General features: G+C 35.8%; 25 protein-coding genes. 21 read left to right on the forward strand and 4 right to left on the reverse strand.

Going from position 1 to position 25,915, the window contains the following annotated elements; all coding sequences use genetic code 11:
- Positions 1 to 146: 146 nt before the first annotated feature.
- Positions 147 to 797 carry a uracil phosphoribosyltransferase gene (gene upp / locus LC457_RS11470; protein WP_047420720.1) on the forward strand — a complete coding sequence of 217 codons (651 nt, stop codon included), beginning with the start codon at positions 147 to 149 and terminating at the stop codon, positions 795 to 797.
- A 1-nt stretch (position 798) separates the two neighbouring features.
- On the opposite strand, the gene LC457_RS11475 is transcribed toward upp, so the two are convergent.
- The 3 genes from LC457_RS11475 to LC457_RS11485 form a co-directional block, all read right to left on the reverse strand.
- Positions 799 to 1,485, reverse strand: coding sequence for an alpha/beta fold hydrolase (locus LC457_RS11475; protein WP_223599951.1), 687 nt, complete (start codon positions 1,483 to 1,485; stop codon positions 799 to 801).
- A gap of 168 nt (positions 1,486 to 1,653) precedes the next feature.
- A complete protein-coding gene (locus LC457_RS11480) occupies positions 1,654 to 2,307 on the reverse strand; it encodes a ComF family protein (RefSeq protein WP_223599952.1) in 654 nt (217 codons plus the stop codon).
- Between the two features lie 138 nt (positions 2,308 to 2,445).
- Complete coding sequence (locus tag LC457_RS11485; RefSeq protein WP_223599953.1) at positions 2,446 to 3,924, reverse strand: helix-turn-helix domain-containing protein; 1,479 nt, start codon at positions 3,922 to 3,924, stop codon at positions 2,446 to 2,448.
- A gap of 126 nt (positions 3,925 to 4,050) precedes the next feature.
- Between LC457_RS11485 and aceB the strand changes: the two genes are divergently transcribed.
- The 9 genes from aceB (at position 4,051) to LC457_RS11530 (ending at position 13,142) form a co-directional block, all read left to right on the forward strand.
- Complete coding sequence (gene aceB, locus LC457_RS11490; protein WP_223599954.1) at positions 4,051 to 5,625, forward strand: malate synthase A; 1,575 nt, start codon at positions 4,051 to 4,053, stop codon at positions 5,623 to 5,625.
- Between the two features lie 119 nt (positions 5,626 to 5,744).
- Entirely contained in the window at positions 5,745 to 7,025 is a 1,281-nt protein-coding gene (gene aceA / locus LC457_RS11495) for an isocitrate lyase (RefSeq protein WP_223599955.1), read from the forward strand.
- 168 nt (positions 7,026 to 7,193) lie between these two features.
- Complete coding sequence (locus LC457_RS11500) at positions 7,194 to 7,766, forward strand: OmpH family outer membrane protein (RefSeq protein WP_223599956.1); 573 nt, start codon at positions 7,194 to 7,196, stop codon at positions 7,764 to 7,766.
- Between the two features lie 140 nt (positions 7,767 to 7,906).
- Entirely contained in the window at positions 7,907 to 8,293 is a 387-nt protein-coding gene (locus tag LC457_RS11505; protein ID WP_223599957.1) for a thioesterase family protein, read from the forward strand.
- A 128-nt stretch (positions 8,294 to 8,421) separates the two neighbouring features.
- Entirely contained in the window at positions 8,422 to 9,864 is a 1,443-nt protein-coding gene (locus tag LC457_RS11510; RefSeq protein WP_223599958.1) for a serine hydrolase, read from the forward strand.
- Positions 9,865 to 9,937: 73 nt separating this feature from the next.
- Entirely contained in the window at positions 9,938 to 10,384 is a 447-nt protein-coding gene (locus tag LC457_RS11515) for a 6-carboxytetrahydropterin synthase (RefSeq protein WP_142717749.1), read from the forward strand.
- Between the two features lie 20 nt (positions 10,385 to 10,404).
- Complete coding sequence (locus tag LC457_RS11520) at positions 10,405 to 11,175, forward strand: UDP-2,3-diacylglucosamine diphosphatase (RefSeq protein ID WP_223599959.1); 771 nt, start codon at positions 10,405 to 10,407, stop codon at positions 11,173 to 11,175.
- A 193-nt stretch (positions 11,176 to 11,368) separates the two neighbouring features.
- Positions 11,369 to 12,361 carry an acyl transferase gene (locus tag LC457_RS11525; protein WP_223599960.1) on the forward strand — a complete coding sequence of 331 codons (993 nt, stop codon included), beginning with the start codon at positions 11,369 to 11,371 and terminating at the stop codon, positions 12,359 to 12,361.
- A 235-nt stretch (positions 12,362 to 12,596) separates the two neighbouring features.
- Positions 12,597 to 13,142, forward strand: a complete 546-nt coding sequence (locus LC457_RS11530) for a hypothetical protein (RefSeq protein ID WP_213280507.1) — start codon at positions 12,597 to 12,599, stop codon at positions 13,140 to 13,142.
- Positions 13,143 to 13,439: 297 nt separating this feature from the next.
- Here LC457_RS11530 and aqpZ read toward each other — a convergent pair whose 3' ends face one another.
- Positions 13,440 to 14,156 carry an aquaporin Z gene (gene aqpZ, locus LC457_RS11535; RefSeq protein WP_034696881.1) on the reverse strand — a complete coding sequence of 239 codons (717 nt, stop codon included), beginning with the start codon at positions 14,154 to 14,156 and terminating at the stop codon, positions 13,440 to 13,442.
- A gap of 217 nt (positions 14,157 to 14,373) precedes the next feature.
- Here aqpZ and LC457_RS11540 point away from each other — a divergent pair, with 217 nt between their 5' ends.
- From LC457_RS11540 to LC457_RS11590, 11 genes are all read left to right on the forward strand, one after another.
- On the forward strand, positions 14,374 to 14,994 hold the full coding sequence (locus LC457_RS11540; RefSeq protein ID WP_213280506.1) for a DUF5715 family protein: 621 nt from the start codon (positions 14,374 to 14,376) through the stop codon (positions 14,992 to 14,994).
- A 63-nt stretch (positions 14,995 to 15,057) separates the two neighbouring features.
- Entirely contained in the window at positions 15,058 to 15,837 is a 780-nt protein-coding gene (locus LC457_RS11545) for a hypothetical protein (protein ID WP_223599961.1), read from the forward strand.
- 17 nt (positions 15,838 to 15,854) lie between these two features.
- Positions 15,855 to 16,484, forward strand: a complete 630-nt coding sequence (locus tag LC457_RS11550; protein ID WP_223599962.1) for a hypothetical protein — start codon at positions 15,855 to 15,857, stop codon at positions 16,482 to 16,484.
- A 200-nt stretch (positions 16,485 to 16,684) separates the two neighbouring features.
- Positions 16,685 to 17,266 (forward strand): sensor histidine kinase, encoded by a 582-nt coding sequence (locus LC457_RS11555; RefSeq protein ID WP_223599963.1) that lies wholly within the window; start codon positions 16,685 to 16,687, stop codon positions 17,264 to 17,266.
- Positions 17,235 to 17,912, forward strand: a complete 678-nt coding sequence (locus LC457_RS11560) for a response regulator (protein ID WP_223599964.1) — start codon at positions 17,235 to 17,237, stop codon at positions 17,910 to 17,912. Before LC457_RS11555 ends, LC457_RS11560 begins: the two co-directional genes overlap by 32 nt.
- Positions 17,913 to 18,062: 150 nt before the next feature.
- Complete coding sequence (locus tag LC457_RS11565) at positions 18,063 to 19,415, forward strand: DUF2235 domain-containing protein (RefSeq protein WP_223599965.1); 1,353 nt, start codon at positions 18,063 to 18,065, stop codon at positions 19,413 to 19,415.
- A 254-nt stretch (positions 19,416 to 19,669) separates the two neighbouring features.
- On the forward strand, positions 19,670 to 20,407 hold the full coding sequence (locus LC457_RS11570; protein ID WP_223599966.1) for a hypothetical protein: 738 nt from the start codon (positions 19,670 to 19,672) through the stop codon (positions 20,405 to 20,407).
- A 43-nt stretch (positions 20,408 to 20,450) separates the two neighbouring features.
- Positions 20,451 to 20,699, forward strand: a complete 249-nt coding sequence (locus LC457_RS11575; RefSeq protein ID WP_223599967.1) for a hypothetical protein — start codon at positions 20,451 to 20,453, stop codon at positions 20,697 to 20,699.
- 136 nt (positions 20,700 to 20,835) lie between these two features.
- Positions 20,836 to 22,761: an ABC-F family ATP-binding cassette domain-containing protein gene (locus tag LC457_RS11580; RefSeq protein WP_223599968.1), complete on the forward strand. Its 1,926-nt coding sequence runs from the start codon at positions 20,836 to 20,838 to the stop codon at positions 22,759 to 22,761.
- 145 nt (positions 22,762 to 22,906) lie between these two features.
- Positions 22,907 to 23,263, forward strand: a complete 357-nt coding sequence (locus tag LC457_RS11585) for a hypothetical protein (RefSeq protein WP_167498839.1) — start codon at positions 22,907 to 22,909, stop codon at positions 23,261 to 23,263.
- A gap of 252 nt (positions 23,264 to 23,515) precedes the next feature.
- Positions 23,516 to 25,900, forward strand: a complete 2,385-nt coding sequence (locus LC457_RS11590; protein ID WP_223599969.1) for a TonB-dependent receptor — start codon at positions 23,516 to 23,518, stop codon at positions 25,898 to 25,900.
- Positions 25,901 to 25,915 lie beyond the last annotated feature (15 nt).

The raw sequence follows: 25,915 nt of genomic DNA on the forward strand, positions 1-25,915 counted from the left end.
GATTTTTTATCATTGAATAATTATAGTATATAGCATAGGTTTATTTCTATTCATATGCTTTATTTCTCCCCAGGTCCAATCTTTCAATTCGTTTTTTAGTTGTAATTTTGCAGGAATAATTATCTGAAATTAAAAATAAAATTTTCATGCTTACTATTTTATCGCAACACTTTTCTCTTGTCAATGAATGGATTAACGAACTTAGAAACGTTAATATCCAGCATGATCGAATGAGATTCAGAAGAAATATGGAAAGAATTGGAGAGATTGCCGCTTTTGAAATCAGTAAAGGTCTGGAGTACAGAGAAGTTGAAATTCAAACTCCTTTAGATACAATTAAAAGCAGGGAAATTGCTGTACAGCCGGTTATTACAACTATTTTAAGAGCAGGAGTTCCATTGTTTGAAGGAATTCTGAACTATCTCGATAGAGCAGACTGTGGTTTTGTAGCAGCCTATAGAAAACACGATGCCAACGATTATTTCTCAATCAAACAGGATTATCTGACTTGCCCAAGCATTGAAGGCAGGCCTTTGATTGTCGCAGACCCGATGCTGGCAACAGGAGCTTCTTTAATTGAAGCGATCAAAGATTTATTAACCAATGGAAATCCAACCCAGCTCCATATTGTAGCAGCAATTGCTTCAAGACAGGGAGTGGAAACCATTCAGAATGCCTATCCTGAAGCTCATATCTGGGTAGGAGCTATAGATGAAGAGTTAACATCAAAAGGGTATATTACTCCTGGTTTAGGAGATGCCGGAGATCTTAGCTACGGAGAAAAACTTCAAAGATAATTTAAGAAAGATTCCAGAAATCTTTTATTAAGTTCAACAATAGACTTGGTCGTACTTTATCCAGTGGATGTTTTGTATCCGGAAGTACGGCCAGTTTTGCATTCGGGAGACTTCTGTAAACTCTTGAACTCTCTTCGATTGTTACCATATTGTCTTTATCTCCTACCATGATCTGAATAGGAATGTTAATCATCGCAAGATTATTTTCCAAAGGAGGATTTTTACCCAAATCAATCATCAAATCTGCAATAGCAGGTAGAAGCAGCTTCCATTTTAATCCGTGTTGTGACTCTAAAAGTTGGGCATACTGTGGAATTTTCTCAAGAATGATATCAGGATTAAGCATTTTACTTTCTTTCAAAGCCTGCTCTTCAGTCCAGTCAAACTTTGTTCCCAGTGTGATAACAGAATTTACATGTTCAGGACTTTTCATTGCGTAACAAAGCGCTGTGTAACCTCCCATACTGTGCCCGAAAATAAATATATCTGTCAAGTTATTTACTTCGCAATATTCTGATAGTTCCTGAGTGTATTTTTCAATACTAATCCCCTCAGATGGAAGTTCAAGGTTTCCATGTCCTGAAAACAGAGGAGTGTGTACCGTAAAATATTGAGATAAAGTATTCAGATAAGGCGTAAAAATATCGCTGTGACCTAAAGCTCCGTGTAATAAAAGCAGATGTGGCATAGTTGTTTAGTTTCCGGAAAATTAGGAAAAAGAATTGAATGATGAAAATAGATTCGGTAAGTGTGTGCGAGGGTTTGAGAGTTCTAGAGTTTGAGAATATTTTTAAAAATAATTCGCGCTGAAAATCCCTAAACCTCGAATCTCGGCTCTCGTACCCCGCAATCTCTTTCAAACATCCATCGCCATTACCAATACACTCACTTTATTATTTCCGGCATTTAAAATCTCCCATGCAACCGATGAAACGGTATTTCCTGTGGTAAAAACATCATCAATCAGAAGAATGTGCTTTCCTGAAACCGGTTGTGTAATAGAGAATGTATTGAAGGCTTCCAATCTGTGTTTCTTATCTTTTAAAGCCTGTGCTTTTGAATAATGATTTCTTTTGATTAATTGATGGTCAAAAGGGATGTCATAAAATGCTGCTAAAGTTTCTGTGAATAAATGAAGCTGGTTATATCCGCGCTCTTTGAGTTTCTTTGGATGAAGCGGTACACTTGCCAAAAGATCAGGTTTCTCGTTTTTGAAGTCCAGGCGTTCTGTTGTCCAGTTGGCAATGATTTTTCCTGCTTTTTCCCGGCTTTTGTATTTTAATTCATGGATAATCTGCCGGCTTAAGCTTTCCTCTTCAAATTGAAGTAAAGCAAAGGTGTTTTCAACAGGGAAAAACAAACTGCATTTTTCCTTGATCGGATTATTTTCAAAATAAGAATAGTGGGTAAAATAAATCTGGCTGAAACAAAGATCACATACCAAAAGTTCAGGATCAATGATTCTGTTACAGTGGATGCAGCGGTTGGGAAATAATATATCTAATATCATAGTGTGTTTTTACTAAGATATAAAAAATTGTCAATTTCACTTCGAAAGTTAGTTGTTTTCGTATCGTAGACTAAAAATATCAACCCGAATCACGCACCACGAGTCACGCACCCCGCAAAAACATTGACTATTCACCCTTTAATGCTCAAACCTCTTCCTTATCTTCTCCACAGCGTTTTTCATGCTTAGATTAAAATGTTCTTTTTCCAATCTTACCGGTGGTGCTTGTCTCACTTCACAATCTGCAATACTGCAGGATTCACAGGTAACTCCAACATTGATGGTTTTCAGAGAAGGAGATTTTATAAAACTTATCTTTTTGATCGTTTGGGAATTCAATAAAATACCCAGGCAATAACTTCTGTTGCTTCCATCAGAAAAAGGATTCTTTTGTGAAGTGGAAATGACAAGATAACTTATTCCCTGATCTTTATAATGAGAAATTTGAGCATCCGTAAGAGTTTCATTTTCTTTTAAATGGTCAAGATTTTTTACAGCAATCCACCTTCTGCAATAATGTTCATTAGTTGCATTGGCATGAGGAGCCTGCTGATGGTTCAGATGAAGTTCTTTTAAAATCTGAATCTTATCCGAATTTTTCTTTTTTACCAGACACAGATAAAATAAATCTTTAATTCCCATTTCTGCCGAAAGAATATTAGTCAGTCGGTAGTAGAATGTTTCAGGAGAACGGGTAAAACTGTTGATAAGATTCTCGAAATTTTTAGATTCCCAAATATTATTTTGGAAAAATTCCGATGTTTTCTCAATGACCGGCTCTTTTGAAATTAATAAAGCACCTGCAAAATAAGATGCATAAAAATTGTTCAGAATTTCCTCAAAACTTCCAAAGTCAAGCCATGAATACGTATTCGGACGTATTTTTAGTTCCAGAACATTGAATCCGATTTCTTTGGCGAGGATAAATGTTTTCTGATCCTTTTCTAGTTTTTGGTTCAGCAGTAATAGTTTTTTCTCCGGAATAAAAAGCGAACGGAGGTTATCCAGGGTTCCATATTTTTCAAAATCTTCAGATTGAATCGTGTAGCTAAACTTTTCTGTAAGAATTTTTTCAAGAACTTCAGATTTTAAATTTTTTCCGGGTTTTATCTGATTTTCCTGAGTAAACAGAATTACTTTTTCTTCAATTTCCGGAAAATAATTGTCATAAAGTTCCTGGAATGACCTTAATACAGCAAAATAAAATCTTTCCTTACCAAGATTATAATTCTGGGAAATTTCGATCAGTGCGTTGATGAAAGCCGTCACCTTTTTGGGAGCATCACTGATAATGCTGATAAGATTGTTTTTGTTGATCCCGAACAGCTCCAATGGTACTTCTTTGAAAAAATCTGATTGCAGAATTTCATTGAAAGGAGCCAGACTCTTATCGAGTTTGGTAGAAACCAGATCATCAAAAGTACAGCTCAGCGCTTCGGAAAGCTGGATGATTTTATCGTGTTTTGGATATTTTTTTCCGTTTTCAATTTCGTTAAGGTAAGATTTTGATAATCCTGTCTTTACGGCAAGATCCTGCAGAGACCAGTTTTTCTTTTGTCTCTGCTGTTTCAGTTTTAGCCCGAAAACTGTTTTGATAAAGTCGCTTTCTGAATTCATTACTCAAATATAAATAATTAGATGCGATTATTCGCATAATAAATTTTAAATAAAATTAGCGAACGTTCGCTGTTTGTGAAAATTTTTATTTATGTTTGTAATATCAAATCACAAAATCAATATGTTATGGAAACCAAGACTCAATTAGAAATAAAAGCACAGAAGCAGTTTGAAGCAGTTTTTACTCCGGATTTGGCAGATTTTCTGATTGCACTTCATCAGAACTTCAATCATAAAAGGCTTGAACTTTTAAAAGAAAGAAAAAATACACAGCAGAATTTTGATCAGGGTAATCTTCCTGAATTTTTAAAAGAAACAGAAGAAATCCGGAATGGAAATTGGGTATGTGCCTCTTTGCCTGAAGATTTGCTGGACAGAAGAGTAGAAATTACTGGACCTGTAGACCGCAAGATGATTATCAATGCTTTGAATTCCGGGGCTTCTACCTTTATGGCAGATTTTGAAGACAGCAGCTCGCCGGTATGGGAAAACTGCATTCAGGGGCAGATTAATCTTTCTGATGCTATTAACCGTAGTATTGATTTTGTAAACGAAGCAGGAAAAGCTTATACTCTTAACGGAAAAACCGCAGTTTTGCTGGTTCGTCCGCGTGGGCTTCATCTTCCGGAGAAACATATTGAAATCAATGGTGAAAAAGCTTCCGGCTCGCTGATTGATTTTGGAATGTATTTTTTCAGAAATGCAAAATCGCTTTTAGAAAAGGGAAGTGGCTCTTACTTCTACCTTCCGAAACTGGAACATTATAAAGAAGCCCGCTGGTGGAATGAAGTTTTTGTCTTTGCCCAAAATTATCTGGGAATTCAGCAGGGAACAATTAAAGCTACAGTTTTGATAGAAACCATTACTGCTTCATTTCAGATTGACGAAATTTTATTTGAATTAAAAGAACACAGTGCAGGACTGAATTGTGGAAGATGGGATTATATTTTTTCCTATATCAAAAAATTCAGAAACCTTCCGGAGTTTATCGTACCGGACAGAGATCAGGTGACCATGACTTCCCCTTTTATGAGCGCCTACTCCAAAAGAGTTATTGAAATATGTCACAAAAGAAATGTACATGCTATCGGCGGAATGACAGCCCAAATTCCGGTAAAGGACAATGATGAAGCCAATAACCTTGCTTTTGAAAAAGTAAGAAATGATAAGGAAAGAGAGGTGAAAAACGGTCACGACGGAACCTGGGTGGCACATCCTGCATTAGTTTCGGTGGCAAAAGAAATTTTTGACCAGTATATGCCTTCCAAAAATCAAATCGATAAAAAATTTGAATATCATATAACAGAAAGTGATTTATTGGAAATTCCTAAAGGCGATATTACCGAAAAAGGAGTCAGAAAAAATATCAACGTGGGAATTCTTTACCTTGAAAGCTGGCTGATGGGAACTGGTGCTGCGGCTATTTATAACCTGATGGAAGATGCCGCAACTGCAGAGATTTCAAGAACACAGATCTGGCAATGGCTGAAAAACGAAGCCGTGTTAAGTGATGACAGAACGCTTACCCGCCACATGATTTTACAGTGGGAAAGTGAAGAAATGGACAATATTGAAAACTATGTAGGAGAAATCCGTTTTAAAAATGGAAAATTCAATCTTGCGAAAGAACTTTTCAATGAGCTGATCTTCTCTGAAAATTTTGAAGAATTTTTAACGCTTAAAGCATATCCTTTTATTTAGGAAAAATGTTGGTTGCTGGTTTATAGTTGCTGGTTAAAAAACAGATCATGAATTAACAATAGAACCAGCAACTAGCAACAAAATTACTTTTAAATCTAATCAAACAAAATCCAAATATTATGAAAACAAGACAAGAACAAATCCAGGCTATAGAACAAGACTGGCTGACAAATCCACGTTGGAATGGTGTAAAAAGGCCTTATACGGCGGAAGAAGTTTTGAAACTTCGTGGTTCTTATACCATAGAATATACCATCGCGACAGAAATGTCCAAAAAATTCTGGAATAAATTAAATACTCAGGATTATGTGGCAGGACTTGGAGCGCTTACAGGTAATCAGGCAGTACAGGAAGTAGATGCAGGACTGGAAGCTATTTATCTTTCAGGCTGGCAGGTGGCTGCAGATGCTAATTTATCAGGAGAAATGTATCCCGATCAATCGCTGTATCCGGCCAATTCAGTTCCTTCTGTGGTAAAGAAAATTAATAATGCGTTACTGAGAGCAGATCAGGTACAATCTGTGAGTGGAACAGGAGATAAAGAATATCTGGTACCTATCATTGCAGATGCAGAAGCGGGTTTTGGAGGTAATCTGAATGCCTTTGAACTGATGAAGCAAATGATAGAAGCTGGTGCAGCCGGTGTGCACTTTGAAGATCAGCTTTCTTCTGCAAAAAAATGCGGTCACCTGGGCGGAAAAGTATTGGTGCCAACCCAGGAGGCAGTCAACAAACTGATTGCAGCACGTCTGGCAGCCGATGTACTGGGAGTTCCGAGTCTTATTATTGCAAGAACAGACGCAGATGCAGCAGATTTACTGACTTCTGATATTGATGACAGAGATAAAAAATTTGTAACAGGAGAAAGAACTTCCGAAGGATTTTATGTGGTAAGAAACGGAGTAGAGCAGGGCATCGACAGAGGTTTGTCTTATGCACCCTACGCAGATCTGATCTGGATGGAAACCTCGAACCCTGATCTGGAGCAGGCAAGAAGATTTGCGGAAGGAATTCATGCTAAATTCCCCGGGAAGATGCTGGCTTATAACTGTTCACCTTCATTCAATTGGGCGGCAAGACTTAGCGTAGAGGAAATGTCTACTTTTCGTGAAGAGCTGGCAAAAATGGGGTATAAGTTCCAGTTTATTACATTGGCAGGATTCCATGCTTTAAATACAGCAATGTTTGAATTGGCATTAGCCTATAAAGAAAGAGGAATGGCTGGATACTCAGAACTGCAGGAACGTGAATTTGCTTTGCAGCAGAAAGGATTCAGAGCGGTGAAGCATCAGTCTTTTGTAGGGACAGGGTATTTTGATGAAGTACAGAATGTTGTTACCAACGGTTCTTCAGCTACCGTAGCGATGAAAGATTCTACGGAAACAGCACAATTCCATTAGTCATTTTTTCCATATTTTTTGATGTTAAACCTTCCTTTTTGGGGAGGTTTTTCTTTATTTAAAGCTTTAAGTCTGTTTTATTTCTTTCAGTTTTTCAAATAATAAAGGTCATATGATAAGTAATTGAAATTTGAATTATATTTGGGGACGAAAAATATTATTAAAAAAATGAATTTAATTAAAGTACTTTTTATTACATTAGGATTAACCCTTACTGCAGGTGTTGCAAATGCTCAACAGAAAATAGGAAGTGTAAACACAGAAGAAATTTTTGCAAGCTTATCTGAAGTAAAAACTATAGGAACTACGATTGATAATCTAACTAAAACAAAACAGACTGAAATTGAAAAGCTGATCAATGATTATCAGACTAAGCTGAAAGCAGCACAGGATAAAGAAAAAACTTTAAGTGAGGCTAACAAAGAAGCGGTAACTAAAGAACTGATTGCAGCGCAAACAGAATTACAAGGTTTAGGTAAAAAAATAGAAGAAACAAGAGCGCAGGCTGCTAAAGATATTTCTGCCAAGCAAAATGAAATGCTTACTCCACTGCAAAAGAAAGTAAGAGAAGCTATTTTTGCTGTAGCTAAAGAAAAAAATCTGAGCTATGTATTTGATACAGCAGCACAGGAATCCAATAACCTGCTTTATACAGACGGTAGTGAAGATATTACTGCTACTGTAAAAACCAAATTAGGTGCTACAGCAACTGCTGCCAAGCCTGCCGGAAAAACTAAATAAGAATATCAATATATTGAATATAGGAACGGAATCAGAGAATATCTGATTCCGTTTTTCTATTTTCTAAAGTAAAGTTTTTGTTCTGCAGGACTAAGGAAGTTTTGTTTTAAAATGATAAATTTGAGTAAACTTTCATGAGCATGAATTTAATGTACGAAAAACAGATAAAGGTAACGGAAGAGCATATTGATCAGAACAATCATGTAAATAATGTACAATACGTGCACTGGGTGGAAGAAGTGGCAGCAGAACACTGGGACCTTTTAAAACAGAAAACAGAATATGCAAACGATGCCTGGATGCTTCTTGATCATCATATCCGGTACAAAAAGCAAGTCTATTTGAATGACACCATCACGGTAAGAACCTATCCCATGTCACCTGAAGGAGCCAAACAGCCCAGAAAAGTAGAATTTTACTGCAATGACGAGCTTGTAGTAGACTCAAGCACCCTTTGGATCCTGTTTGATCCGGAAACCAAGAAGATCAAACGTCTGGGCAGTGACTGGCTCGAGAAATTTTTCTAATAAAGGAAGAAATAGGCTGATTTTAATTTATTAACATGGAGTTTGAGTGTAAAAAATAATTTTTCTCTCCATGTAATACCATAAAGCCCACAATTGTTTTAATAGAGAAACGAAAAACAGACATTCCCATGAAACTATCTATTTTAACAATACTTTTTTTAAGTTTTTTCTTTACCGGTCATAGTCAGACAGCTGACCAGGCAAAAGCAATTGACAGCTATATAAAAAAGGTCATTCAAATCAATGAGATACCTGGAATGGCCGTAGGAATCGTTAAGGATAATAAAATTACTTTCCAGAAATACTATGGAACGGAAACTTTAGAGAGTGATAAAAAAGTAGATGCCAATTCCATGTTCAGGATCTATTCTACTACAAAACTAATGTCAAATGTCGGGCTCTTTCAGCTTGTAGAACAAGGAAAAGTATCTTTAGAAGATAAAATTTCAAAATATATTGACAATGTACCGGCAGAGTGGCGAAGTATTCAGGTAAAAAACCTTGTATCCCATTCCTCAGGATTACCAGACTGGATTCGTTTCAGCGATATTCCGGTGGATGCTTCCAATGCTGAAGTGATTGATCGTTTGTCAAAAGAAAAAATGGACTTTGGAACAGGAAGTGATTACAGATACAATCAGACCAACTACATGCTGGTCATGATGATCATTGAAAGAGTTACCGGAGAAAAATTTGAAGACTATATCGTGAACAATCAGTTTTCAGATTCCAGAAACCAGGTTGTGTTTTCATCTAATTCTATTGAAAAAATCCCTAACAGAATCGTAAAGTATATTTATAACAAGGACACCCATCAATATGATAAATCTACATTTGTGGAAGGGAGAAGAGCGCATTCTGCCAATGGTCTGGCCATTGCATTGCCTGCTTTTTTACAGTGGAGCATTCATTTGAGCAAGAATGATTTTCTAAAACCTGCCACACAAGAGCTGATGTGGAAACCTTTTGAATATAAAGATAAAAATATCATCTTTACTCATGGTTGGGATATGGGAACTTTTAATAATATAAAGTCTTATCACTTTTCCGGTGGAAATGTAAGTGCCTACAGAATTTTTCCGGATAAAAATATGGCTGTTGTGCTGATGTACAACGGATATAAAGAATCTGCTGTGATGTATCAGATGCTCAATCAGATTGCCGGGATTATGGATAAACGCTTGCTGAATCCTTACACGTTGTCAGAAGAATATACAAAATCTGAACCTCTTGTTCACCCTGATCTTAAAAAAGAAATCTATGGATATCGCATAGAAAAAGACAATCTTGTTTTCTCTTACCAATTTCCTGAAAAGCAAAGCGTAGAATTTATAAAAAATATTTCAGTTACCGGTTCATTTAATGACTGGAATCCTGATGATAAAACCTACTATATGAATCTGAAAAAGAACAATACCTTTGAGCTGGTTTTGCCAAAATCTCAGTTTGAAAAAGGAAAAACCTATCAGTTCAAATTTGTAATGAATAAAAACGGCTGGCTTTCTGTACCTTACAATGCAATCAATGTAGATGGAACTCCGGATAATAATTTGACCTTTAAAATAGATTAAAAAAGATATTTAAATATTGTTGTAATAGAAACAGTCTTTTCTGTGTTAAGCGGTTTTATCATATCTTTGCAGTATGATACGTATTACAAAAATTTTTACATTTGAAACAGCTCACGTGCTTTACAACTACGATGGGAAGTGTAAAAATATGCATGGACATTCCTATAAGCTGTTTGTAACAGTGAAAGGAAAACCGATCAATGATATTGAAAATCCTAAAAATGGAATGGTGGTAGATTTCGGAGATATCAAAAGTATCGTAAATTCCGAAATTGTAGATGTATGGGACCATGCGGTTCTTGTAAATGCTCTGTCTCCACACAAAGAGCTTGGGGATGACCTGGAACAGAAAGGGCATAAAGTAATCTATTGCAGTTTCCAGCCAACCTGTGAAAACATGTTGTATGCTATTGCTGCTAAAATCAAATCAAAACTTCCTGATGGAATTTCTTTAGCCTATCTTAAACTTCATGAGACAGAAAACTCTTATGGAGAATGGTTTGCAGAAGATAATCAATAATTTACCCCAAAACTCAGAAGGTGTTAAAAACAACAATTAATTTAGAACCTGGAAAAAAAGTATATTTCGCTTCAGATCAGCATTTTGGAGCTCCAACTCCAAGTGAGAGTAAAGTGCGTGAAGAAAAATTTATACGCTGGATGAATGAGATCAAAGAAGATGCTCAGGTTTTGTTTTTAATGGGTGATCTTTTTGACTTTTGGCATGAATGGAAACATGTAGTTCCCAAAGGATATATCAGAGTGCTCGGAAAAATTGCAGAACTTAAAGACAGAGGAATTCATATCTATTTCTTTGTCGGAAACCATGATCTGTGGATGAAAGATTATCTGGAAGAGGAAATTGGCTGTACTGTGTTTTATCAGAAACAATATTTTGAAATGGGAGGAAAGCAGTTTTTGCTTGCCCATGGAGACGGACTGGGACCTGGTGATAAAGGATATAAAAGAATGAAAAAATTATTCACAAATCCGGTAGCACAATGGTTCTTCAAATGGCTGCATCCCGATATTGCAATGAAAGTTGCATTATACCTTTCCCAAAAAAATAAAATGATTTCCGGAGAAGAAGACAAAGCATTCCTGGGAGAAGATAAAGAGTTTCTGATTATTTATTCCAAAGAAAAGCTGAAATCTGAGAAGATAGACTATTTCATCTATGGACACAGACACCTGCCAATGGTGCTTGATTTGGGACAGAATTCAAAATATATCAACCTCGGAGACTGGATTTCCTATTTTACCTACGGGGTTTTTGAAAAAGATTTTGAATTGAAAACTTTTGAAAAATAAAGCAAAAAAAATTACCCCTAAAAAGAGGTAACTTTCGAACGGGCCGAAACCCACTCTTGTTTTTAATCCATATTCCATTTAAGTATGTGCAAGAAGCTTACCAAAATAGGTTTTGTAGATTAAAAAATTATTAAATATCAATATTTTATCTTTATAATTACTTTATCCTGAGGTGATAAGATGCTCAAAGGTTATGGAATTAAAAAATATATTCAATATACAAACTGAACAGGATTTCCTGAATGCATCATTGAAAACGTTCCGTTATCAATATGAAAATGTTGAAATATACAGGAAATTCGTCGACTTTCTGAATGTTAATCCTGATGAGGTGGATGGCTTGGTGAAGATTCCGTTTTTGCCGATCGAAATGTTTAAAAATCACAAGATTCTGGATAAAAATATGACAACTGATCTGTTTTTTCAAAGCTCAGGAACAACGCAGATGAATCTGTCAAAGCATTTCATTGCAGATCCTGAACTTTATGAAGAAAGTATTTATAAAAGTTTTGAACAGTTTATCGGGAAGCCGGAGGATTTTATCTTTTTGGGGCTGCTTCCAAGTTATCTGGAAAAACAGAATTCATCGTTGATCTATATGGTAGATTATCTGATGAAAAAATCTGCCAAACCGGAAAACGGGTATTTCCTTTATAACCATTCTGAACTTTTTGAGCTATTGAACAACCTGCAGGGCAAAAAAGTAATTCTTTTCGGAGTTTCCTTTGCTCTTCTTGATTTTCTTGATTACTGTCATGCTGAGCAAAGCGAAGAATCCCTAAATTTTCCTGAAAATTTAATAGTGATTGAAACCGGAGGAATGAAAGGACGAAAAGAAGAAATGACCAAGGATGAATTGTTGAAAATCTTACAGGAAGGTCTTAAAACAAACAAAATATATTCAGAATATTCCATGACAGAGCTTCTTTCGCAGGCTTATTCCCTTGGAAATAATGAATATGAATGTCCCAACTGGATGAAAATTATGGTTCGGAATGCAGAAGATCCTCTGGCTTACGAAAAAGAAGGACGAACCGGAGCTATTAATATCATTGATCTTGCCAATACCCATTCCTGCTCGTTTATAGCAACGCAGGATTTAGGTAAAATTGTAGGCAATAAATTTCAGGTATTGGGAAGAATAGACCACTCTGATATCAGAGGATGCAGCCTCTTAGTAAGTTAGAAAGCTTAATTTGAAAGATGAATTGTAAATAGGCAATTCGCTTCGCTTGTCAATTTCTTCTAATCGTAATAAACAAAGAAAAGATAACCCGCAACTTTTGCTGAGTGAAACGCCTTTGCGAACATTTAACAGCAGTAAATAGATACTTTGTGAACATTGCGTTTATAATATTGACTATTAGGAGAGCGCATTATCATTAATACTTTTTACATTGTACATTTTACAGTTATAACCAATGATCAAAATAGAAGAACTCATACACGCCTACATCCATTCCCATTGTGATTTTGAAAAAGAAATTGTACTGACCAATTATTTTCAGGCCGATTGGGAAGCAGATATTCTGATTATTGATTCAGAAGGGGGAAGTCATGAAATTGAGATCAAGTTTTCGAAAAGTGATTTTAAAAATGATTTCAAAAAATCATATCTCAATAAAGATACCGGAGAAAAATTTCTGAAACATGATAAAATTTCCTGTGGTGATTATATCTGTAATTCTTTTAGCTTTTTGCTCCCGATGGGAATGGTAGATGCTGCTCTTATCCCTGAACACTGCGGAATCATTGAGTTTTACCATAATGCAGATACCTGGGAAACCGAATTTTATCTGATCCGGCCGCCTAAAAAACTTCATGAAGATTCCTACTGGAAACTGAATGATAAAGACTTTTTTATCAGAAAAATGGCTTTAAATCTTCTCCAGCGCAAAATGGAAATTAAAGGAAAACACGAAGAACTTATTTTCAAGAACCCTTTTGATATCAAAAAACTGAAATAATGCTAAAAGATTTCTGGTAAGCTTATCAGTATGATTTAAACGTAAAGTTTAGTTTACTCTTTTTAATATTTTAAGGAAGCAAAGAAGAAATCAATGAAATTGATTCTGATTAAGCTAAGGCTATCATATCGCTCAATCAACGACGCAGTTGTTATCACTTTGCTCCCTTTAAATAAAAACATTTTCATATAAAAACTTTGCGTTTACAAAAAATTCAAGAACAATTTATTCAAATCAGAAAAATAAAAAAATCCTGCCGCCTGACAGGATTTTATCATTGAATTTTATTTAAAAAAATTAATCTGCAATTTCTGCAGTGTCTCTCTGAAGTAAGAACTTGTAGATCAACCCACCTACAACTCCTCCCAAAATAGGTGCTACCCAGAACAGCCAAAGCTGCGACATAGCAATTCCTCCCATGAAGACAGCCTGTGAAAGTGATCTTGCAGGGTTTACAGAAGTATTCGTAATAGGAATAGAAATCAGGTGAATCAAAGTAAGCGCAAGACCGATAGCAAGCCCGGCAAATTTACCGTTGGCCCATTTATCTGTAGCTCCCATGATCACAATAAGGAAAAAGGCAGTTAATAAAAACTCAGCCAGGAACGCGGCTCCCATGCTGAAAGCTTTTCCGTTATAAACGGCCTCTCCGTAAAAGTTCGTGGCAAAATCTCCGGGCTTTGAGAATTCTACCGCTCCTGCACCGTTTAGAATTGTATACAGACATCCTGCTGCTACAATAGCTCCCAGACACTGGGCCACGATGTAAGGAATAAGATCTTTGGCAGGAAATCTTCCTCCTGCTAAAAGTCCAAAAGAAACTGCCGGATTAAAGTGTCCTCCTGAAATGTGTCCTACAGCGTAAGCCATCGTAAGAACAGTAAGACCAAAGGCCAAAGCAACTCCTAAAAGTCCGATGCCAATGTCGGGAACGCCGGCTGCGAAAACAGCGCTTCCACACCCTCCGAAAACAAGCCAAAATGTGCCGAAAAATTCAGCGAAAAGTTTTTTTATCATGTTGTTTATTATTTATGTATCTCAAATGTAAAATTTAAATCTTAAAGTAAAAAGTTAAAACTGAAAAAAAAATTCAAAAAAGAGTGAACAAAAATTACAAAATCTGTAATTTGGTGTAAAGTTTGTTTGGGATTTATTTATAGAGTATTATAGTAGGTTTTGAAAGATATAACATAAATGTTTTATTTTTCATTTGTAATTTAAAAGGAGGTGAATGAGAAAGTTTTTCTGTGTGGTCTTTGTACCCTTTATTTATAGTTTACATTATTCGCAGGCAGCAAAAAAAGCTTTTCCCTGCTATGATCTTACTACTGTATTGAAGGTTGAACCTACACCGCTTTACAAACCTCATCTTGATGCTTCAAAGAGTTTTGGAATACAGCTTCTGAAAGATTCCAAAACAGTACAGAAGTATATTAACAAAGGTAAATTCCACAAAATAAAAAAATCAGGGAAAGGATATCAGGTTCAGAGACTGGATTACAGCAGGGCTTATATGGTATCCAAGGCTAAAACCACCCTTGAGAAAATAGCTTCCAAGTTCAGTAAAGATACAAAAGGAGGTACTTTTACCGTTTCATCCATTACCCGTACTCTTGAAGACCAATGTAGGTTGAGAAGAGTGAATTCTAACGCCTCGCTAGGGATCAGTTCTCACAATTATGGCAACTCTTTTGACATTTCTTATGTAAGATTCAACAACGTTCTGAAGTACAATCCGAAAATGGAAATAGCACTGGAGAAAGTTTTAAAGCACTATCAGAATGCCGGTAGAATATATTACATTAAAGAAAGACAACAGAGCTGTTATCATATTACTGTGAAAAATTATTAATTAAAATCTTACTTGCATAGCATGTTTAGTTTATATATTTTTATAGGACTAAAAACTATGCTTATGTCAACATTAAACATTGTAGACTACATGCTGCCTGTAGAAGAATGCAGAGCAGCATCAAACGAATGGAAAGCGTATTTCTCTGACTTTTCCAAAATTCAAAAGCTGATTCCTACCAACTATGTTTTTAATATTTCCAGTGAGCACCTTGAGTGGATGAAGGGCTTTAAGGATTATAAAGACTTTTGTGCAGCAGTAGGAGTTTATAGAGATCGTATGATCCTTATTTTTTATCCTATGAATAATGAAGGGGTAAAAATAGACGTTAAAGAATATCCGTACAGTTTCCTTACAGAGCTTGATAAAGACTTGAGACTCCAGGAAGTTCAGGAATATACTGTTATTAGAAACGCCGTTCTTTCTAAAAATCTTGAGAGTACAGAGAAGAATGCTAATATGGGATTCCCGGTTTCCAATGCACCAATTCTTGAGCAGGATATAGCTGTATCAGCTATTGAACGTTGGAGAACCGAAGGTATGGAGTGGTTTTATAAAGAATGCAGAGAAAATGAAGGCATTGGGATTTTCAGAAAATTCTATGTTCCTACCGCAGACCTTTGCCTTGAGGATGATGGTTTACTAGGTATTACCTGTTCTTTTGGCCTTAGATACAATGATATCTATGGAAAAATGTTGGTAACTCTTATTTTTATTTCTTCCAGAGCAAATCTTAGAAATTCGGAACTGGGAGCAGAGACTATTTCCAATACTTATGACTGGGCAAAACCATGTCCTCCTATCTGCCGTATTCCGGATGTAGATGTAGGAAGTGGATTTTAAAAACGATAAACTGAGGAATGGCTGGACTTTATAAAGCAATTTTATTCCTGAATTATGCACTGCTTCTATCTGTTATACTGCTGGGAGCAGTAAAATACCGCATATTAAACCAAAAAGAAAAGCAGTATTTTTATTGTATTGCTTTTCTTTTTTTTATTGAACTGCTGAATCTGGCGCTGCCCTATATCTTCAGACTCAATGATACATCATTTCTTTATCCCTTTTATATTGCAGGCGAGTTTTTTTTGCTGACAGGTTTATTTATCAGAAAACTGGATTGGCCAAAATATGCTCTGGGGCTTACAGGCGTGCTGGCGGGAGGTTTTATGATTTCAAAATATGGGTTTGATTATCCGTCCAATGCAGATATTGCAAAAGTGGTTTCCAATATTGTTATCATATGCCTTTCCGGGTTTACATTGATCCGTGAGATTAAAAATACATCTGTACAGAATCAGAATCGTTTTATTCTGGTAGATGCCAGTATTTTTTTCTACTATTCTGTTTCTGTATTTATTTTTATCATCCAGCACCAGATTGCAGAACTGTCAGAAAACGATTATTATATTATTCTCAGTGCCAATAATATTCTTTCGAGTATTTTGTACTGTTCATTTTTATATACTTTTATCAGATTAAAGAAGTAACTTTAAATATCAATCTGCTGATCCTTATAATTGTTACCATAACAGTTATAGTATCTTTTATTCTGCTAGCCTACAGAGCTTTTATAACCAGAATTATCAAAGAGAAAAACGTACAGCACGAAGCTGAAGTTCTTCATCAGAAAAAATTAGTACTGGAAAATATCAAAGCTCAGGAAGAAGAAAGGAAGAGAATTGCAGTGATGATTCATGATGATATCGGAAACCGCCTCAATATTCTTTCTTTATGGTTGAATAATCTCGATACCCAGGGTGATGAGCTGATTAAAAAAAATATCTACGGCCAGATGTCTTCCCTGATTGATGCTGCCAGAAGTATTTCCCATTCATTGTACCCTGTAAATCTTGAATCGGTAGGGTTGGTGTTATATGTTGAAGAATTAATAGCCAACCTTTCCCATAAAATTAATATTTCCCTGCAGGTGATGCCGGGATATGAAAAGAAAGATCTTTTCGCAGAAGTACAGCTGTACCGGATTATCCAGGAGTTTACTACCAATGTAATCAAGCATTCTGAGGCAGAAGATCTTTGGATCTATATTAAAGATTATCCTGAAAATACGGCTGTTATTATTTCTGATAACGGACAGGGTTTTGAATATGAAGAAGTAAAAAAAGGAATGGGAATAAAAAACATAGAATCCCGTATCAAATCTATGAACGCAACACACAAATGGAAAAAAACTTTTTCGAATAAAGGAAGTCGTTTAATCATAAAAATTCCAAAATATCATGAGTTCCCAAATCAAACTAGCACTGATTGATGATGAACAGCTGATCCTCGAAGGGGTAAAAATGTTGCTGTCCAATGAAAAAAATATATCGGTATGCCTTACCGCAGATAACGGCCCCGATTTTATAGATGACCTCGGAAAACTTTCAAAAAATGAATTTCCTGATATTGCCCTTGTAGATGTTCAGATGAAACCGATGAACGGTTTTGAACTTGTAGAAATTCTGAAAGAAAAATATCCTGATCTCAAAATTATTATCCTTTCGTCCCATTATAAAACCTCTATTCTCGGATATATGGTCAAGTTGGGAGTATCAGCATTTCTTCCTAAAAACTCCAATAAAAAAACATTTATTGATGCCATTACAATGGTAGATAAAAATGGAGTTTTCTTCACGGCAGAAGACCATCAGATGTTGTTTACCTACATGAATGGTTCTGCAAAGAAAAATTCTCTTTTTGAAATGGAAGATGAGCTTTCTGAAAGAGAAAAAGATGTGGTTAAGCTGATCTGTCAGGAGTTTACCAATAACGAAATAGGAGAAAAACTCTTTATCAGCCCCAGAACCGTAGAAAGCCACAGGCAGCGAATTTTGGAGAAGATAGGAGCAAAAAATACCGTGGGAATAGTGATTTATGCTATTATTAACAATATTTATTCCCTTGAAAAAATGTAATCTGATTCCGTAGAAATACGGAATTTTTTATTTGGTACTTTTCACTCTACCTAACCTTGTTTTTCTTCTGTTATTTTGAAATGTCTCTTTTAGGGATTTTATTTGAAAAAAACACAAACAGGATCTGTAATAAAAAATTAAAGTAAAAACATGAATGGCAGTAGAGTGATTTCCGTCGGGATTTTCTTTGACGGTACAGGAAATAATGGAGTAAATATTCTTTCACCGGATAAGCCGCTGAGCAACAATGAAAGTTATTATGGTACATTCACCAATATCTATAAATTATACAGTTTATTTATTGGAGATGAAAAAATATATATCGAAGGAATTGGAACCGTAACGGGCAGTGAAGATAATAATTTTGCTATGGCAACATGTGCAAATCCACCCTATGACAACGGATATTCTTCTGATGACAAACTTCAGAAAGCAGGAGATTTTGTGCAGCAGATGATCCATGATCAGACAAAAGAATACCATTTTTATATATACGGATTCGGGAGAGGAGGAATGCTTGCAAGGACTTTTTGCAATCAGCTTTTAACGCATTATTCTCTGGGAAATTGCAGAATAAAATTTTTAGGAGCTTTTGATACAGTAGAATCCAAACCTTTTAATACTTATAATTTGAATATCCCTGCTCAGGTAGAGAATGCATTACATGTCTGCGCAGTGAATGAGAGCCGTTTTTTCTTTCCGCTTACCGGATTTTTTGAGAACTCAAAAATAATGGAAGATCAGAAATCGGAAAATACATCTTCCGTTTGGAAAGAGATCTTTGTACCGGGTGATCATGCGGATATCGGAGGAGGATATCTTGAAGGGCCGCAGTCTGTTTATATTTCTACAGACTTCATTAATAGTGATGATCTGCATCATTATGTTTCAGATATCAGGAATGAAAAAACCAATGCTGAAGGTATTAAAATCTGGAATGCTCTGCTTTCCGGATATGAAGTGGAGACCGCTAATGGTCTTTCACAGGCATATGTGTGCCGGGATAAAGTATATAATGACCTTTCAAAAGTATATGGGAAACTGATGTTGGAAGAAACCAATACTAAAGTATCCGTTTTCAGTACAGAAAGCGATGCATATTTTGGAATAGATTATAATAAACATCCTTTTCTCAGTCGGTTTTACATCAAAATAAAAGAATATGTAAAAGATCTTGCTGCGGGTAAAAAGCCAATCTATGATTTTTGGAAATTTGCGGATTATACCCATATTTCAGCAAATTTCGGATTACACAGCAACAGCTTTCTGAAAAGATCCCAGCGGGAAATTAATATTGAATTGATTAATAATGGATTAAATGTTTCCAGCAGTACATCTGTTGACCAAACCAGCCAGACACGGCTTTCCGCTGAGCTTCATCTGCCGGAAGACAGTTTTGTTGCAGATTTTCTTTACGGAACCAGTGTTCCCAATAATGATGTATGGGATCGTTCTATTTTAAAAACACCGGCAGTCATTACATTAAATGGAATTAAGAATTAGTGCCTACACTTCTCAGTTTTAAATTTAGGTTAGGGGACATCATTAAAGGTGTTCCCTTTTAATTATAACAGATTGAATTCCATTGAGTATAAGTACTGAATTTTATATTTGGTATATTATACTGTAGTTTTTAGATTTTAATTCTCGTTATTTTGAATTGTTCATTTCACGAAGCTTCAATAGTATAACATGAACAAAGGCGTTTTCTGAAAAGCCTGATATCAAAAGAGTAAGAACACCAAAGATTTAAAACAATGGAAAAGACACTCATTCAACAATCGGAGACTACATTATTCACAATTAATTTTGATTTTACCTCAAATGATCAGCAAGAGATTCTAAGAGATTTGCAGGCAAATAATTATAAGCTTGTAGGATATAAGGGTGCATCGGGACCCAATCAGGTTTCCTCAGGTGTACCAACGTGGTTTTCAATTTATTATTATGAAATGTTTGGATGTGAAGATATTTATTGTGAACCAAAATATAAAGTATATGTTTACAATAAAGGAGTTATAGATATCAATACAACCATTCAAATGCATGCCATATCGGATGAAATTCCGTTAGGTACAGCAGTAACTTTCCACCAGGATGGTTCTTTTTCTGCTACTTCAGGAGCCCCGGCAGAAGCCATCACAGTAAAAAATGAAAGAGGGGTTAATACGTCAGATATTACAATAGGCTTAGCTGCAGAAGTAGAAGGAAGATTCCAGCCTTTCTGTGCATTTACATGTGCCCCGCAAGGAGAAGTGATCATGGAACCTAATGAAAATATAGTTCTGTTTGCTGCCCAGACAGGTGCTACTCCAGGATCTGTTACTAAGTGTACAACAGGATCTGGATGTAACTTTGCGTTCAGTGCACAGAATGTAAAATATGAGTTAGAGATGATTCACAGAAATTACGGTATTAGAAATGTGCCAGGAAAAGTACCAGTGAAATCTATACCTCGGGGGACCTCATTGGCAGAGCTTCTCAATATCAAATAAAAACCTCCGGAAAATTTTTTAAATTAACTAAAAAAATAACAATATGACCGTTTCAGAATGGCTGGATAAAGCCAAAAGACTTTTAGATATTTGTAATTACGAGATCAGTATTAGAAATGGGAAGAAAGCTTTAACAGTGAGTCAATCTGATACTTTGCACGAGCTGCAGGATGAAATAGGGTATCGCCACGGAATCGCACCGGTTAGCTATAATGATGCTTCAGATATTCTAATAGAAATGATCGGAATGGTAAAAGCAGGATGGAAAACACCACCACTTATCCCTGGATAACAATTCTTATAAATCAATTGTATTATAAATCAAAAGCTGTCCGTTTTGGGCAGTTTTTTTATTTCTGGGCTATTCATTTCTTTTTCCGTATTTTTGCACCCGAAAATTCATTATTCATTACTAATTATTAATTAAGATGCTTTCGGTTCAAAGTTTAGGGTTACACCATTCAGGAAATTATTTATTTCAAAATGTCAATTTCACCATTAAAAAGGATGATAAAGTAGGTCTCGTTGGTAAAAACGGAGCGGGAAAATCCACTTTATTGAAAATGCTTTCCGGAGAGATTAATTTCTACGAAGGAGAAGTGGTGACTGAAGGGAGTGTTACCATTGGTTTCTTAAAACAGGATCTTGATTTTGTAAAAGGAAGAACGGTGTGGGCTGAAACCATGCAGGCTTTTGAGCAGATCAACGCCTGGAAAAATGAGCTTGAAGAAGTGAATCACCAAATGACGGTCAGAACGGACTATGAAAGTGATTCCTATACAGATCTGATTAATAAAATGACCGAACTGAATGACCTTTTGATGAACCATGATGCCTACAATCTTGAGGGTGACATGGAAAAAGTGTTATTTGGTTTAGGATTTAAAGCAGATGATTTCCAGAAAATTACCGATGAATTTTCCGGAGGATGGAGAATGAGAATCGAATTGGCAAAATTACTTCTTCAGAAGAATGATATCATGCTTCTCGATGAGCCTACCAACCACCTGGATATGGAATCTATCATTTGGCTGGAGAACTTCCTGAAAGACTATCCGGGAGCAATTGTTCTGGTAAGTCACGATAAACAGTTTATGACTGCGGTGTGTAACCGTACTTTTGATATCAACAACAGAAAAGTTGATGATTATAAAGCCAACTATTCCAAATATCTTGTCATGAGAGAAGATCGCCGTGAAAAACTGATTCAGGCTAAAAAGAATCAGGATGCGGAGATCAAGCAGATGGAAGATAACATTAATAAGTTCCGTGCAAGTGCTACAAAAGCATCTTTTGCGCAGTCACTTATTAAAAAATTAGATAAAATAGAACGTATTGAAGTTGATAACGAAGACGTTTCAAAATTCAATATCCGTTTCGTACAGTCTATGGTTCCCGGAAAGATCATCTTTGAAGCAGAACATCTGGGAAAAGCTTACGGACAAAAACAAATCTTTGATGATGTAGATTTTATCGTTCAGAGAGGAGACAGAATTGCTCTTTTAGGGCAAAACGGACAGGGAAAAACAACTTTAGCTAAAATTTTAGCAGGAGATATTAAAGATTATTCAGGAACATGGAATCTTGGACATAATGTTAATATCGGATACTTCGCACAGAATCAGGAAGAGGTTTTAACTCCTAATAAAACGGTTCTTGAAGAAGCGGAAGATGCTGCAACGGAAGAGACAAGACCTAGAGTAAGAGACTTATTAGGATCTTTCCTTTTCCAGGGAGATGCGGTTACTAAGAAAACCAAAGTGCTTTCCGGAGGAGAGAGAAACCGTCTGGCACTTTGTAAACTGTTACTTCGTCCTTTCAACACGTTGATCATGGACGAACCTACCAACCACCTTGATATTCAATCTAAGGAAATTATCAAGCTTGCACTGCAAAACTTTGAAGGTACCTTAATTGTCATCTCGCACGACAGGGAATTTCTTCAGGGACTTTGTGATAAGATCTATGAGTTCCGTGACGGGAAAATGAAAGAATTCCTTGGAGATATCAACGAATATCTTGAATACAGACAAAAGGAAACGATCAGGGAGATTTCTGCTGAAAAAGCCAAACTTCATCAGGAAGTAAAGGTAGAACCTAAGAAAGTAGAAGAAAAACCAGCTGCCAGCAGTCAATCTTCAAATATCGTTAGTAAAGAACAGAAAAATATTCAGAATAAAATCAAAAAGGTAGAAGAAAAAATTTCTGAGCTTGAAACAAAAGTAGAAGAGATGGAAGCTTCCTTTGCCAAAGAAAATCCATCTGATGAAACCTTGGAAAAATATAATAAAACTAAGGAAGAGCTGGATACAGCTCTGCAGGAGTGGGAATACCTTGGTACACAGCTAGATTAAATAAAATAGAAATGCTTCATAAACTAAAAATTATGAAGCATTTTTTTGTAACAAAATCATTTTCATTTCTACCAATTATCAATAGTTACAAGTAATTTAATAAAAGTTTAAGGAAACAATTAAATTATTTTCATAATTTTGAACCATGATTTTTAAAGAAAGCAGAAACCTAAAGAGTTTTATCTCCAAGCTATTGTTTGGGGTATATTTTCTCGCGCTGCTTTCTCAAAGCTTTCACCATCATGATTCGGTAGACTATTTTAAGGCTTTTAATCTTAAAAAAGTTGAGAACACGGTGACGAAAGCAGTTACTAAAGAGAAAGCTGGCGACTGTCTGGCCTGCCACTTTTTGGTGACCGGACATACATTAGCTCCTGAAGAATTCAGTTTTACTTTTGAGCATTACAGCCACGAGGTAAAACAAATCATTGCCATCCAGGAGAAAATCTGGTCTCAGACCAAATTCACTTTTCAGCTTCGGGGACCTCCCGCACTTTCATAATTCATAGATTCTATAGGGTTTAAAGTTTAATACTTTAAAGTTCAATGTTTAAGGTTTAAAGTTGTTGGAAAACAACTGATAGTTTGTAATTGATATTTAATTACAGCTTCTGATTTCTAACCTTTAATTTCTCATTAGACATTATACTTTTTACATTGTACAATGTACATTTTACAATTAAATTAGCCCTTCCCACAAATTTTAACGAAAAATGTACCCTATTGAAAAGGGTGCGCAATCAATCTATTTACAATGAAATTGATATATTGCCTGCTGCTGATCTTTTGCGGATCAGTATTTATAAGTGCACAAAAAACCTATACTGTAGAAGGAACCGTTCAGGATTTTCACGATAAAAGCTTATTGGAAAATGCTGTTATTAAAATCGGAAACTTTACAGCTAAAACCAATAAGAAAGGTAAATTTTCTTTTGACAGGATTCCTGCAGGGAAGTATACACTCATTGCGCAGCATCCTGATTGTGATGATTATACTGAAAATATAGGAGTTGGTCAGGATGTTCAGCTGGTTATTACGCTGGAACACCATGTTAAAGATATCGAAACAGTTACCATTCATGGAAATCATAAAAATAATGGTTCTCTGGTGGTCAAAACAGTCAATAAATCTGATATTGAGAAAAATTCTACAGACAATCTGGGGAATTTATTATCTAAAATTTCAGGGGTGACGGCTTTGAAAACGGGAAATAATATTTCAAAACCCGTTATTCATGGTCTTTATGGAAGTCGTATCAGCATTCTGAACAATGGGGTACGTCTTGCTGAACAGGAATGGGGTGTAGAACATGCACCGAATGTTGATATCAATAATTTTCAGCATATTGATGTAATAAAAGGGGCTTCTGCTTTGAAATATGGAAGCGATGCCATTGGTGGAGTCGTGGTAATGGAGCCGGAAGTTTTCCCTAAAAAAGATACTATCAAAGGCTCAGTAGGGCTTACCGGAATTTCCAATGGAAGAGGTCTTGGCCTTGACGTGGATGTTGCCAAAGTCTGGAAAAACGGATGGGCAGTGAAGTCTGGTGGAAGTATCAAGAAACTGGGCGACCAGAGTGCTCCGAACTATAATCTGAAAAATACGGGGATGGACTTTTCTTCCTTCAATTTTACAGTTCAGAATAATACCTATGAAAGAGGAATTTCTTTTGATTATTATCTGACCAATCAGAATATTGGGATTTTAAGAGACTCACACGTTTCAACTTCTGAAGATTATGACAGGGCAATGACTGCTAATCCTCCTATTTATTCAGGTAAGTTCAGTTATGATATTGATAATCCAAGACAGGTTATTGAACATCATATTGCAAAAGTTTCCGCTTTTAAAAGGTTTGAAAATATAGGAAAACTATCTGCAACATACAGCTATCAGTATAACCACAGACAGGAATATGATATCAGAAGAGGTGAGCTGAGTGATACTCCTTCACTGGACCTGGAACTGATGACACATCAGTTTAATCTTAATGATTTATTAGAAAGAGAAAAATGGTCTTTAGAAACCGGAATTGATGCAGGTTTTCAAAACAATTATTCAGATCCGGCAACCAAGGCAAGACGTCTGATCCCGAATTATGATAAATATTCTGCAGGCGCATATTCTGTTTTTAAATATAAGATTTCTCCTGAATTCAATTTTGAAGCAGGAGCGAGATATGATTTTACCCGTTATGATGTTACCAAATGGTATGATAAAAGTGATTGGGAGAAATCATATGCAGATACTTATCCACAATTTTATGTGAAAACCGATCAGAACAGAGTGCTGACACGTCCTCAGCTTAATTACAACAATGTTTCTTTCAATGCAGGTTTGGAATATCGTCCTAATGCTAATTTTGATCTGAAATTTAATTATGCAAAGGTGGGACGATCTCCGAATGTTGCTGAATTATTTTCAGACGGGCTGCATCACTCTGCAGGAGTGATCGAAACGGGAGATATGCGATTGAAAAATGAGCAGGGGCATCAGTTTAATTTAAATATAGATTCAAGGTTTAATGTTCTGAAAGGCTTGAATATTTCTGTGAATCCTTATTTCTTCATCACTAAAAACTTCATTAATGAAATTCCGGTGGGGATTAAAGGAACTATCAGAGGAGTATTCCCTGAATGGGTGTATCAGCAGATTGATGCGAAAATGTACGGAGTAGATCTGGATATCAACTGGAAACTTGCGGATGATCTTACCTATGTAGGAAAAGGAAGTTATGTATATGGACAGGATGATACCCACAACGAACCGTTGATCTTAATGATGCCACCTAATTTTTCCAATGCATTGCAGTTCAAAAAACAGAAATGGAATAATTTCTATTTCACTGTTGAAAATCAAACTTTTGTAAAGCAGACCAGATTTCCGATTCGAAATGCACCATTGGAACTCTATGTGAATGGCGAATTGGTAGATAAAGAAATCGATTTCAGTACGCCACCCAATGGATACTCACTTTGGAATATACAAACCGGAATCAACATCAGCAAAAATCTTTCTGCAGGACTTATCGTAAATAATCTTTTCAATACTTCGTACAGAGAATATCTGAACCGTTTGAGATTCTTTGCAGATGAGGCAGGAAGAAACTTTATTTTAAATTTTAGATACAAATTCTAAAAATTTCAAAAACAA

Origin of the sequence: Chryseobacterium sp. GVT01B, from assembly GCF_019970045.1 — a bacterium.
Classification (GTDB): Bacteria; Bacteroidota; Bacteroidia; order Flavobacteriales; family Weeksellaceae; genus Chryseobacterium.